We start from the raw sequence: 11622 nt of genomic DNA, 5'->3' as shown, positions 1-11622 counted from the left end.
CCTTTAATTCTTGCTATATGGATCAAAACGACAAAGTCGATTTTAAGGCGAATGACCACCTTGCCAATGAAAGGACGTATCTGGCCTGGGTCAGGACTGGCATCGGGATTATGGCATTTGGATTTGTTGTAGTGAAGTTCTCCCTTTTCGTGAAGCAGGTCGGTTTTGTGCTTGGGACCAAGGTCAATATGCCTTCACATGGCTATTCAGCCATCATAGGGATTTTACTGGTCGCATTCGGGGTGCTTGCCATTTCATTAGCTTTCTGGCAGTACCGAAAAACCGACCAGTTGCTCAGAAGCGGTAATTACCGTCCGTCGACCCTGCTCACCAGTCTTTTAACAGGTGTGATTTTGCTGATCGGTATGTTACTCATTGCGTATCTGCTGCGGAGCATTTGAAACAGGCAAACCGGGCAGTTTTACCAAGAGACTTGCCAAGTCAGGAAGACCTGGCAAGTCTGCCTCACGACGTGGTTATCCCGGTTTTCCTGATGAAAGCCATTCAATATTGTTCCTCAGCAGTCTGATTTTTTTATCCTGTTCCATTTTTTTCAACAATCTGGATATCACTTCGCGTGATGTGTTCAGGTCATTGGCAATTTCCTGATGGGTGATGGACAGAATCTGATTCCTGCTATTTTCAAACTGTTTTTTCAGGTAAAATTCGAGTCTTTCGTCCATACCTCTGAAAACCACGTTGTCAAAAACGACCAGCAGTTCCTCGAAGCGGGCGCGGTAGTTGGCGATCACAAAATAATACCAGGTTTTATATTGCTGCATCAGTTCGTCCATCATCTGGATAGGTATCATGATCGCTACCGTATCTTCCACCGTTTTGGCCATAATTTCGCTGGCTTCCTGTTTTGTATTGCAGATCATGGAAAGCGCACAGGCATTGCCCGGTTCCAGGTAATAAATGAACGCCTCTTCACCGTCATCACCTTGCCGGTAAAGTTTTACCCTGCCACTTCCGATGAGCAAGGTATGCTTGATATACTGTCCGGTACGCATGATGACTTCGTCGGCCGGTATGGTTTTCAGAATACAATCCTTTGTCAAACGTTGTTTCAGTTCGGGTTCAAAATCGGGGAAGACCCTGTCCAGGTAATACGAAATACTTTCCATCATAAGATAAACTGATTACTTGCTGGCCGCATTGACTTCAATCAAACCCTTTTCAAAAAGGTTCCGGTTATGTTTTTTATTGGTCGGCGAGTGGGTGGATATTGGTGCGAAAATCAAAATGTTTTTGTTGACGTTGTGTGACTTTTATCACTTTCCGGGCGCTGGACGCTTCCGATTTTTGTGTATTAATTGATAAAAAATGGAAATCATAGCATACATAGCCTCGGTTTTTATCGGTATCTCGCTCGGCCTGATTGGTGGCGGCGGGTCCATACTCACCGTTCCTGTGCTGGTCTATATGTTCGGGATCAGCCCAATAGTATCAACATCTTATTCTCTTTTCATCGTGGGTTCAACCAGTCTGGTGGGGGCCTATGGTAATTACCGGAAAGGTACGGTGAATATCAAGACAGCACTTCTGTTTGGGAGTACATCCATTACAACCGTTTTCCTGACCCGCAAATTTCTGATTCCGTTGATACCTAAGGATCTTTTCAAAATCGGAGGTTTCCATATCACCGAGCCTGTTCTGACGATGTTCCTTTTCGCAGTGTTAATGGTGGCGGCATCTGTGGGCATGATCAGAAGCAAGGAAAGAAAGCCAGGTTGCCTTGAATGTGATCTGAAGGGAAACATGATCAGAATGTTACTGAGCGGAGTCGGCATCGGTCTGACGACGGGCATCCTCGGAGCCGGCGGAGGTTTTCTTTTGATTCCCACCCTGGTTCTTGTTCTGGGCATGCCCATGAAAGAAGCAGTAGGAACTTCCCTGCTGATTATCGCACTGAACTCCCTGATCGGTTTCGCGGGCGATTTGGGGCATTTCGTGATCGACTGGGTTTTTCTGCTGAAAATTACAGCGATTGCCATGACAGGCATCCTGATAGGAGGTATGATGGCCAGGAAGGTGGATGCTGCAGCATTGAAAAAAGCATTTGGCTGGTTTGTGCTGGTTATGGGCGCTTTTATCATTGCAAAGGAACTGATGGTGGCAGTAGGTTAAGTCCGGACGGAGTGACAACGGGTTTTATTTTTATTTCTTTGAGTACCTCTCATTTTTTTGTATTTCTTTTTTCTGAGTGACAAATATCACTGACCAACCAGTTAAACATCCTGAATTTTGTATCATCAGTTTAACCAAGAACATTTAGCTATAAAACAAACATGAAACTAGAACAAATCTATACCGGCTGCCTTGCCCAGGGCGCGTATTATATCGAGAGTAACGGAGAGGCGGTTGTCATTGACCCGCTTCGTGAAGTTGAACCTTACATCAATCGCGCTGCAAAAGACGGCGCTACCATCAAGTATGTGCTCGAAACGCACTTTCACGCTGATTTTGTGTCAGGGCATATTGACCTTGCTGAAAAAACCGGAGCTCAGATCGTATTCGGACCGACCGCCAAACCTGGTTTCGATGCGCTTGTAGCCGAAGATGGTCAGGTGCTTCAGGTGGGTGGGGTAACCATTAAGGTACTGCATACACCAGGACATACCATGGAAAGCAGTTGTTATCTGTTAACGGATGAGAACGGAAAGGAGGTAGCCATTTTTACCGGAGACACATTGTTCATAGGGGATGTCGGCCGTCCTGACCTTGCCCAGAAGGTGTCAGCCGAGCTGACACAACAAAAACTGGCCGAACATCTTTTTGACTCCTTGCGTGACAAAATTATGCCGCTGGCGAATGACATTATTGTATATCCTGCTCATGGTGCCGGAAGTGCCTGCGGCAAAAATATGAGTAAGGAAACGACTGATACTTTGGGAAACCAGAAGATGTTCAACTATGCACTGCGGGCCGACATGACCAAGGAGGAATTTGTAAAGGAGGTAACCGATGGCCTGATGCCGCCACCGGCTTATTTTCCGGAAAATGTGATGATGAATATCAGGGGATACGAAAGTATTGACACGGTAGTGGAACGGGGTACGCACGCATTGGGCGCAGCGGCTTTCGAAGCCGCGGCCAATGAAACTGACGCGGTGATGCTGGACACCCGGGATGCGGCTGTTTTTGCAAAAGGATTTATTCCCAATTCTATTAACATCGGAATCGACGGAAGTTTTGCGCCCTGGGTGGGAACACTTATCCCGGACATCAAACAGAAGATTCTGCTGATCACCGACGCGGGAAGGGAAGAGGAAGTGGTGACCCGACTGGCCCGTGTGGGCTATGACCATACGATTGGGTTTTTGAAGGGTGGAATGGAAACCTGGCTGAAAGCCGGAAAAGAGATTGATCGGATCGAATCGGTGAGCGTGGATCAAATGAGCGGGTTATTGGAGGAGAACCCGGGCATGGTGGTACTGGATGTACGCAAAGCCAGTGAGTTTGCTTCCGAGCATGTGATCGGTGCAGAAAACGTACCGCTCGACTACCTCAATGATAATCTGGCAAAAATTGATAAAAACAAAACCTACCTGGTGCATTGTGCGGGCGGATACCGGTCCATGATTTTCAACTCCATCCTGAAAGCAAGGGGCTACGATAACCTGATTGATGTGCAGGGCGGTTTTAAGTCGATTAAAGCGTCAGGAAAGTTTGAAGTGAGTAATTACGTATGTCCAAGTACACTTTTGTAACACAAGATCATGGGAATTATATCAGCATTATTTGGAAGTGATAAAACCGATTTTAAAAGCCTGGTGGACCAGGGAGCGCGCATTGTGGATGTGCGAAGCCCACAGGAATTCGCATCCGGGCATGTCGAAGGCAGTATCAATATTCCGCTGGATGCAATCAATGCCAAAGTGGCATCGCTCCAAAAAGATGGGAAACCAGTGATAACCTGTTGCCGGAGCGGCACACGCAGCGCCATGGCGGCAGGTATCTTAAGAAATGCCGGAGTTACGGTGTATAACGGCGGGGCCTGGGAAAATCTCAGGAGAAAAATTCAATAAGGATATTCTGAAAGTATGATGGAAGTAATAAAACAGCCCTGGCCATGGTACGTGGCCGGGCCGCTGATTGGGCTTACAGTGCCTGCCCTGTTGATATTGGGCAACAAATCATTTGGGATTTCATCATCGCTCAGGCACGTCTGTGCGATGTGCCTCCCTGGGGAAATTCCGTTTTTTAAATACAACTGGAAAAAAGAATTGTGGAACCTGTTTTTTGTATCAGGTATCTTTTTCGGAGGTGTGATGGCCGTGATCTTCCTGTCCAATCCGGCGCCCATGCAGCTGAATCCGTACCTGGTGAAAGAGCTCAGCGTATATGGTATTTCGGATTTTTCATCGCTGGTGCCGGTTGAACTGGTTAGTTGGGACAAGCTTCTGACCGTTCCGGGATTTATCATGATGGTGGGAGGCGGATTTCTGGTAGGTTTTGGCGCGCGTTATGCAGGCGGATGCACCAGCGGGCATGCCATCATGGGGCTTTCTACCTTACAATGGCCTTCGTTGGTGGCGACAATCTGTTTTATGATCGGCGGATTTGTCATGGCAAACTGGATTTTACCTTTGATACTCATGCTTTAGGCAAATGAATGATGATTTTAAAACACACTGGCAAGAGGTGTACGCAGCCAGGACGGCGGATCAGGTAAGCTGGACGGAACCGAAGCCAGCGCATTCACTGGCGCTGATCCGGAACACGCAGATTCCCAAAAATAGCCCGATTATAGATATCGGGGGAGGGGACAGCCTGCTGGCAGCTTACTTACTTGAAGAAGGGTATTCGGATATTACGGTTTTGGATATTTCAGCAAAAGCAATCGGAAGAGCTAAAAAGAGGCTGGGGCGGAAATCTGAAAAAATTAGCTGGCTGGTGACCGATATGCTTGATTTCAAGCCCGAAAGGGACTATTCCATCTGGCATGATCGGGCTGCTTTTCATTTTTTGACGACATCGGAGCAAAAGGAGAAATATCGGACCATTGTTGAAAATGCAATGGTAAACGGCCACCTGATTCTGGGAACGTTTTCGCTGACTGGCCCCGAGAAGTGCAGCGGATTGCCCGTGTGCCGATATGATGCAGAGGCACTTGCGAAAGTTTTCAAAGGATCGTTTCAGATGAAGGCGCATTTTTACGCCGATCATATCACCCCTTTTCAAACCATTCAAAATTTCCTTTTTTCGAATTTTATCAGAATAAACAAATCATAATATGACAGATTTACCGACCGATGAGGCAACCCGGAGAGAGCACGATATCCGGGTGATGGACTCAATTTGCATCAACGAAAGCAGGATACAGCACAGGTGGTATTACAATCTCAAGTACCTTGTCGTAGGGCTGCTTTTCGGGGTGCTGTTTGTAAAGGCCGAGGTGATCAGCTGGTTTCGAATACAGGAAATGTTCCGGCTTCAGTCATTTCACATGTATGGCATCATAGGTAGTGCAGTGTTAGTGGGGATGGTATCGGTATGGCTAATCAAGCAGTTTGATATCAGGACCATTTCGGGTGAGAAAATTACTTTTACGGATAAAAAATTTAATAAAGGGCAGATCTACGGGGGGCTGCTTTTTGGGCTGGGTTGGGCACTTACCGGCGCATGTCCCGGTCCTTTGTTTGCACAGATTGGCATAGGAGCCACAGTGGTGATCATCACCTTGGCAAGTGCCGTTGCCGGGACGTGGGTTTATGGTAGGTACAGGGATCAGTTGCCACATTAGGGAGGTTATCGGGAGGTTCATGCAGAGGTACGGCACGTCTTTCCTATCACTCTTGCACACTATGGTGGGGATTCATCTCTGACTCAGGATCACTTTCCAAAAATTGTCGCAGTAACGAAGCCGAACTCGTCTTTACCAGTTCATGACTGTCTTTTATCAACAGTTCGAGCACTTTGCGGCGCATCTGTTCAAATTCTGCTTTTCCTGCTCAGCCTAAAAGTTTTAACTTTTAGGCTGAGCTCATTTTACAGCCTCGCCTGTTTTCGCAACTTTAACAACATACCCTAGGTGAACGATCTGTTTTAATCACCATATTAAAACAGATCGGGCTAAAAGAGACTGTAAATTGAACTCCCTTCGAACCGCCTGCTTCGTCAGCCCTGGTGGTTGCCCCAGATTCCGGACCATTCGGTTCCAGATACTTTGAATTATAATTTCCCTTAATTCAAGAATCTTTTGCAGGCAGTAAAAATTCTCATAATTGTTAGGTTTTGCTCCTTCTCATTAATCTTCCACATCGTCGGCTATCCGCTCCAAGGAGCTCAATTTGTGTATATAATTAAAAAATATATTGATTAAGTTCTGTTATTAATGGTTTGTTAACTATTTCTTAATTGCCTCTGCTTTCCTTTGTTTACGTAGTCTGCCCAGCACTTAGGCCCATAGTTATGAGGGGCTACCGCTTGCTGAGCCACTCTGACAGCCTTGTTATTTTTATCTCAATTAACCTAAATCCCAAAGCCTATGACCCGAACATGACCGCCTAAATCATTCTCTTAAGACAATAGTATCGTTCGTTCAATCGAATTACTCTCACCCAATACTTAATATGGAAAATCAAATTTTACAGACAAACAGTGTCAAGCCTTTTGTGAAAATCTTGCTGCAAATGATTCTGGCCGCAACATTTTTCTCTCAGGCTTTGGCACAAAATCAACCGACCGGCTCCGAAGAAATAATAGTTTCCGGTACAGTAAATGACGAAAAAGACCAGCCTGTACCTGGTGCAAGTGTGGTACTGAAAGGATCAGTGAGGGGAACTGCCACCGATTCGGAGGGCAAGTTTTCGTTTAGCATTCCCAAATCAGGTTCCGTGCTGGTCGTCAGTTTCCTTGGTTACAAAAGACAGGAAATTGAAGTTGGAAACAAGACCTCTTTTCAGATCAGACTGGAACAGAGTACTGATGAGCTCCAGGAAGTTGTTGTGGTAGGATATGGCACGCAACGGAAACAAACGTTGACTGGGGCGATTTCAAACATCGTTTCTGAGGCAATTAAAACTACCACGCACACCAGTCTGGCCCAAAGTCTACAGGGGAAAGTACCAGGGGTGCAGATTCGCCAGAACTCCGGCGAACCGGGCTCGTTCAGCACAAGTATTAACATTCGCGGATTTGGAGAACCCTTGTATGTAGTTGACGGTGTTGCGCGTGATGGCGGTTATGAATTCCAGAAAATAAACCCTGATGATATCGAAAGTATTTCAGTATTGAAAGATGCTTCCGCGGCCATTTTTGGTATCAGGGCAGGAAACGGTGTTGTGATCGTGACTACCAAAAAGGGGAAAAAGGGAAAGCCGAAATTCAGTTACAACGCCGTTTATGGCCGCCAAAGCCCAACCGATGTCCCCCGTATGACCAATGCTTTGCAATGGGCGGAAATGCGGAACGATGCAGCCAGAAACCTGGGTGAAAATCCGGTTTACACCAGCGAGGAGATAGAAAAGTTCAGAACGGGAGCGCCAGGGTATGAAAGTACCGACTGGTATAAGCAGGTCCTGAACAAATCGGCTTCACAGACCCAGCATTTTTTGTCGGCATCAGGGGGAGAAGGTGCCGTAACCTATTTTACAAGTTTCGGCTATCAGAATGAAAACGGACTTTTGAAAAGTAACGACATGGGTTACAAGAAATATACTTTCCGCGCCAACGTGGGTATCGATCTTACCAAAAATCTGAAGGCTGATCTGATTTTGTCAGGCCTCTTTGACAAGAGACTGCAGCCGGGAGACAACTTTTTTAATATTTACAAAGGTACCCGCATTGCCTTGCCAACCGAGAGACCTTTTGCAAATAATAATCCTAAATATCCGTCATTACTAAGCGGAGGTTATAACCCGGTTGCATTGGCGGATGGGAATCTGACAGGTTATAATGAAGAAGTGAACAAATTCTTTCAGTCAACTTTTGCGCTGATGTATTCGGTGCCTTTCGTTCCCGGGCTTAAAGTAAAAGGGTTAGTCGCTTATGACAGCAATAATTACCGGGGGAAGTCAGTTTCCAAAAGTTATAATTTGTATACCTATGACGCCGCGACGGATAAATATACAGCCCATCAGCAACGAAACCCATCACGGATCGGGAATAATTTTTCGGATAATAACCGGGTTACTTTCCAGGGGCAGTTGTTATACAATACCGTTATTGCAAAAAATCATAACCTGGGAGCAACCCTGGTATATGAACAGCAGGAATCTAAAAACCGCTGGGCAGGCCTGGGCAGAGAGTATGCATTTTTTACCAACGATCAAATTGATCAGGCAGGGCTGAACAATCAGACTACAAATGGTTCGGAAAGTGAGTATGCGAGCCAATCTTACGTTGGCCGTTTGAATTACGACTTTAAAGAAAAGTATCTGCTTGAAGTTGCTGCCCGCTACGACGGATCGTACCGCTATCACCCAGATCGCAGATGGGGTTTATTTCCGGTTGTATCCGCCGGGTGGCGCGTCACAGAGGAGGATTTTATGAAAAGTATTCCCTTTATCTCAACCCTTAAATTGAGAGGCTCGTATGGTCTGGTGGGGGCCGATGCAGGTGCTCCTTTCCAGTATGTTCCCGGATTTTCACTGGTAGGCGGTGGTGGTTATGAATTCACCAACGGCAATTACACGACCGGTGCAGCCTCTCCGGCAATTGTAAATGAAAAACTCACTTGGTTTAAATCCGTTATTCAGGACGTTGGAATTGATGTCGGGCTTTGGGATAACAAGATCGACCTGACTTTTGATATCTATCAGAGAGATCGCAAAGGGTTATTAGCCAGGAGAAATGTATCACTTCCCAATACTTTTGGCGGCACGCTTCCTGATGAAAACCTGAACAGTGACCGGGTACGGGGGATAGAATTTTCTGCCGGTTACAACGGACAGATCCGCGATTTCAAATATGGAATTTCCGGTAACTTCAATTTTGCCCGTACCATGAACCGTTATGTAGAAAGAGGAGATTTCCTGAGCAGTATGGATCGCTGGAGAGGCGGAGCGGCAAACCGCTGGAACGACGTGGTATGGGCATACCAGCTGGAGGGACAGTTCCAAAACAAAGATGAAGTGATTTATGCACCAATCCAGAATGGAGATCTGGGCAATACGAGAGAGCTTCCCGGTGATTTCAAATACAAAGATGTTGACGGCAACGGCGTGATTGACGGCAACGATGCTATGCCACTATTCTTTGGCGGGGATCCGAAAATGTATTACGGCGTAACCCTGAATGCTTCTTACAAAGGCTTCGATTTTACAGCCCTGTTCCAGGGATCCGGGAAATATAGTGTCCGTTTCCGTGAAGTTTACGCGGAAGTATTTGCATTCAGAGGAAACACGCCTGAATATTTCTACGACAGATGGCATTTATCGGAAGATAATCAATGGATACCGGGAGCCTGGCCTGCTTCACGTTTCAACTATAATGTTGGGGCGATGTATGCCGAAAGCTCCGCCTGGCGTAAGGATGCCTCGTACCTACGATTTAAAAGTGCGCAATTGGGCTATACTGTCAAACTGGGCTGGCTGTCGAAGATAGGTATTGAAAATGTACGGATTTATGGAAATGCACATAACATTTTCACCTGGGCAGATCCTTTCGTAAAACCGTTCGATCCCGAGAAAATAGAAGGTTTGTTTGGTGCCGGGCTCACTTATCCGGTAACAAGAAGTTACAACTTTGGTATTAACGTCACATTCTAAGCGTAGAAAAAATGAAACTATTCAGATATATATTACTGCTGCCCCTTTTGTTTTCTCTGAGCTGTGCAGATGTGCTGGACAAGCAGCCGCTGGACAAATTGCAGGGCGAAAACCTGTTCTCAAATCCGGAAGGCGTAAAGCTTTACATGGCAAATCTTTATTATCAGCTACCCATAGAAGATTTTACATTTTTCAGACAGGGCTTTAACTGGAACACAGGCGATCCTAACAATGGTGGTTTTGCTCCTGCAATGGTAACGGACGAGGCCGTTCATACCGAGTTTGGTGATTTTATCGGTAACGATGATTTCCAGTGGTGGGACCAGGGCTATAAGCTGATCCGTGATACCAACATTCTTATTGATATTATACCAACACTTACTGTTTCGGAAGATGAGACGAAAGCTTTGATTGGCGAAAGCGCATTTATCCGTGCATACGCCTACTTTGCTTTGGCAAAACGCTACGGTGGTGTTCCCTTGATCACGTCTGTTCAAATGTATGAAGGGAATGTTGAGGCACTTAAAGTACCGAGAAGTACTGAAAAGGAGACCTGGGACTTCGTATTGAAAGAATGTGATTTAGCGATCCAGAATCTGGCCGAGTCGTGGCCAGGTGGAGAAAGACGCGCCACAAAATGGGTCGCCTATGCACTAAAAGCCAGAGCAGCATTACACGCCGCTTCCTTGGCAAAATACGGAGACAGAGCACCGATTTCCGGAACAGCGGTGGACCAAAAGCTGGTAGGGCTAGACAAATCAGCTGCTGCTGAATATTATAAAGCCGCCATTGAAGCTTCGGAAGCGCTGATTAATTCAGGTAAATTCTCATTGTACAAGCCAACGCCAGCATCTCCCGAAGAGGCTGCGGAGAATTATAGAAAGTTATTCGAAGACCCGAACATTGCGCCTAATGAGGTGATTTTTATTAAGGGTTTTGCAAGACCGGGCTCGGGTACAGGGCATAATTATGGTATCTGGTATCAGCCAAACCAAACTGCAAACGGCTGGCCGCATCCGGGGCGTATGAACCCTACGCTTGATTTGATCGATGCCTATGAAAGTTATACGGATCCTGGTAAAAGTGCCCCGGTTGTAACAACAGAGGCGGGCAATGATATCAATGACTACAACGGTTTTAGTGCTTCAAAAAATTACAAGCGCTACGACGACCCCGCGGGAATTTACAAAGATAAAGATGCGAGGCTTTGGGCTACCGCCATATTGCCGGGAACAGCCTGGAAAGGACAGAAAATCATTATTCAGGCCGGATTCATCAAACCGGACGGAAATCCGCAGCTTTACGGAGGCGAGCCGATCAATGCAAATGGGAAAACTTACTATCCTTACGGAGCGGCTGACCGTACCCAGTATTCCGGATTTGATACCTGGGGCGGCAATAATACCCGTACTGGTGTGAGTTTCAAGAAATTCCTGAATGAAGGTGTTAATGTGGCTCCGGGCTGGAATCAGACTGTTTCGGATTGGGCAGATTTTCGTTATGCCGAAATCCTCCTGATTTATGCAGAAGCGATTGTAGAAAGCGGAACGGGATCATCACAAAATGGGGCGAAAGCTTTGAATGACGTTCGTCGCCGTGCAGGACATACCAAGGATATTCCGCTCACCATTGATAACGTGATACGTGAAAGAAGGGTAGAGCTTGCTTTCGAGAACAAGCGGTTCTGGGATCTGATCAGAAGACGCGAATACCATACCCTGTTCAATAACACCGTCCGCCATGCACTGGTACCGGTTTTGGATCTGAGGGTTTCGCCGGCTAAATACATTTTCATCCGCCAGGCCATTCAGCGTATGAACCCGGCAACTTTTGATTACCGGCAATATTATCGGTACGTGCCCGGAATAGGAGCAAACGGCCTGGTTCAAAATCCTCAGTATTAATG

Annotated in this window: 10 protein-coding genes; 9 read left to right on the top strand and 1 reads right to left on the bottom strand. The window is 46.4% G+C overall.

What is annotated here, in order from left to right; translation table 11 throughout:
- Positions 1-17: 17 nt before the first annotated feature.
- Complete coding sequence (locus KOE27_RS17910; RefSeq protein WP_215240189.1) at positions 18-401, top strand: YidH family protein; 384 nt, start codon at positions 18-20, stop codon at positions 399-401.
- Positions 402-476: 75 nt separating this feature from the next.
- On the opposite strand, the gene KOE27_RS17905 is transcribed toward KOE27_RS17910, so the two are convergent.
- Positions 477-1130, bottom strand: coding sequence for a Crp/Fnr family transcriptional regulator (locus tag KOE27_RS17905; protein ID WP_215240188.1), 654 nt, complete (start codon positions 1128-1130; stop codon positions 477-479).
- A gap of 196 nt (positions 1131-1326) precedes the next feature.
- Here KOE27_RS17905 and KOE27_RS17900 point away from each other — a divergent pair, with 196 nt between their 5' ends.
- The 8 genes from KOE27_RS17900 to KOE27_RS17865 all read left to right on the top strand — a co-directional run bounded on the left by KOE27_RS17900 (position 1327) and on the right by KOE27_RS17865 (position 11620).
- Complete coding sequence (locus KOE27_RS17900) at positions 1327-2130, top strand: sulfite exporter TauE/SafE family protein (RefSeq protein ID WP_215240187.1); 804 nt, start codon at positions 1327-1329, stop codon at positions 2128-2130.
- Between the two features lie 161 nt (positions 2131-2291).
- Positions 2292-3713 carry an MBL fold metallo-hydrolase gene (locus KOE27_RS17895; RefSeq protein WP_215240186.1) on the top strand — a complete coding sequence of 474 codons (1422 nt, stop codon included), beginning with the start codon at positions 2292-2294 and terminating at the stop codon, positions 3711-3713.
- Between the two features lie 9 nt (positions 3714-3722).
- Positions 3723-4031, top strand: a complete 309-nt coding sequence (locus tag KOE27_RS17890) for a rhodanese-like domain-containing protein (RefSeq protein WP_215240185.1) — start codon at positions 3723-3725, stop codon at positions 4029-4031.
- Between the two features lie 15 nt (positions 4032-4046).
- Complete coding sequence (locus tag KOE27_RS17885; RefSeq protein ID WP_215240184.1) at positions 4047-4610, top strand: YeeE/YedE family protein; 564 nt, start codon at positions 4047-4049, stop codon at positions 4608-4610.
- 4 nt (positions 4611-4614) lie between these two features.
- Complete coding sequence (locus KOE27_RS17880; RefSeq protein WP_215240183.1) at positions 4615-5238, top strand: class I SAM-dependent methyltransferase; 624 nt, start codon at positions 4615-4617, stop codon at positions 5236-5238.
- A 55-nt stretch (positions 5239-5293) separates the two neighbouring features.
- Positions 5294-5749, top strand: a complete 456-nt coding sequence (locus KOE27_RS17875; RefSeq protein ID WP_215241673.1) for a DUF6691 family protein — start codon at positions 5294-5296, stop codon at positions 5747-5749.
- Between the two features lie 829 nt (positions 5750-6578).
- A complete protein-coding gene (locus KOE27_RS17870; RefSeq protein WP_229252826.1) occupies positions 6579-9716 on the top strand; it encodes a SusC/RagA family TonB-linked outer membrane protein in 3138 nt (1045 codons plus the stop codon).
- An 11-nt stretch (positions 9717-9727) separates the two neighbouring features.
- Positions 9728-11620 carry a RagB/SusD family nutrient uptake outer membrane protein gene (locus KOE27_RS17865; RefSeq protein WP_215240182.1) on the top strand — a complete coding sequence of 631 codons (1893 nt, stop codon included), beginning with the start codon at positions 9728-9730 and terminating at the stop codon, positions 11618-11620.
- The last annotated feature ends 2 nt before the right edge of the window (positions 11621-11622 follow it).

Origin of the sequence: Dyadobacter sp. CECT 9275, assembly GCF_907164905.1 — a bacterium.
In the GTDB taxonomy this organism is placed as follows: Bacteria; Bacteroidota; Bacteroidia; order Cytophagales; family Spirosomataceae; genus Dyadobacter; species Dyadobacter helix.
Note: the sequence above shows the minus strand (reverse complement) of the source record. Positions and strands in the feature narration are given on the sequence as shown.

Bases quoted from the DNA above. Each gene is read 5' to 3' on its own strand.
- KOE27_RS17910 (WP_215240189.1), top strand. From the start codon at position 18: ATGGATCAAAACGACAAAGTCGATTTTAAGGCGAATGACCACCTTGCC.
- KOE27_RS17905 (WP_215240188.1), bottom strand. From the start codon at position 1,130: ATGATGGAAAGTATTTCGTATTACCTGGACAGGGTCTTCCCCGATTTT.
- KOE27_RS17900 (WP_215240187.1), top strand. From the start codon at position 1,327: ATGGAAATCATAGCATACATAGCCTCGGTTTTTATCGGTATCTCGCTC.
- KOE27_RS17895 (WP_215240186.1), top strand. From the start codon at position 2,292: ATGAAACTAGAACAAATCTATACCGGCTGCCTTGCCCAGGGCGCGTAT.
- KOE27_RS17890 (WP_215240185.1), top strand. From the start codon at position 3,723: ATGGGAATTATATCAGCATTATTTGGAAGTGATAAAACCGATTTTAAA.
- KOE27_RS17885 (WP_215240184.1), top strand. From the start codon at position 4,047: ATGATGGAAGTAATAAAACAGCCCTGGCCATGGTACGTGGCCGGGCCG.
- KOE27_RS17880 (WP_215240183.1), top strand. From the start codon at position 4,615: ATGAATGATGATTTTAAAACACACTGGCAAGAGGTGTACGCAGCCAGG.
- KOE27_RS17875 (WP_215241673.1), top strand. From the start codon at position 5,294: ATGGACTCAATTTGCATCAACGAAAGCAGGATACAGCACAGGTGGTAT.
- KOE27_RS17870 (WP_229252826.1), top strand. From the start codon at position 6,579: ATGGAAAATCAAATTTTACAGACAAACAGTGTCAAGCCTTTTGTGAAA.
- KOE27_RS17865 (WP_215240182.1), top strand. From the start codon at position 9,728: ATGAAACTATTCAGATATATATTACTGCTGCCCCTTTTGTTTTCTCTG.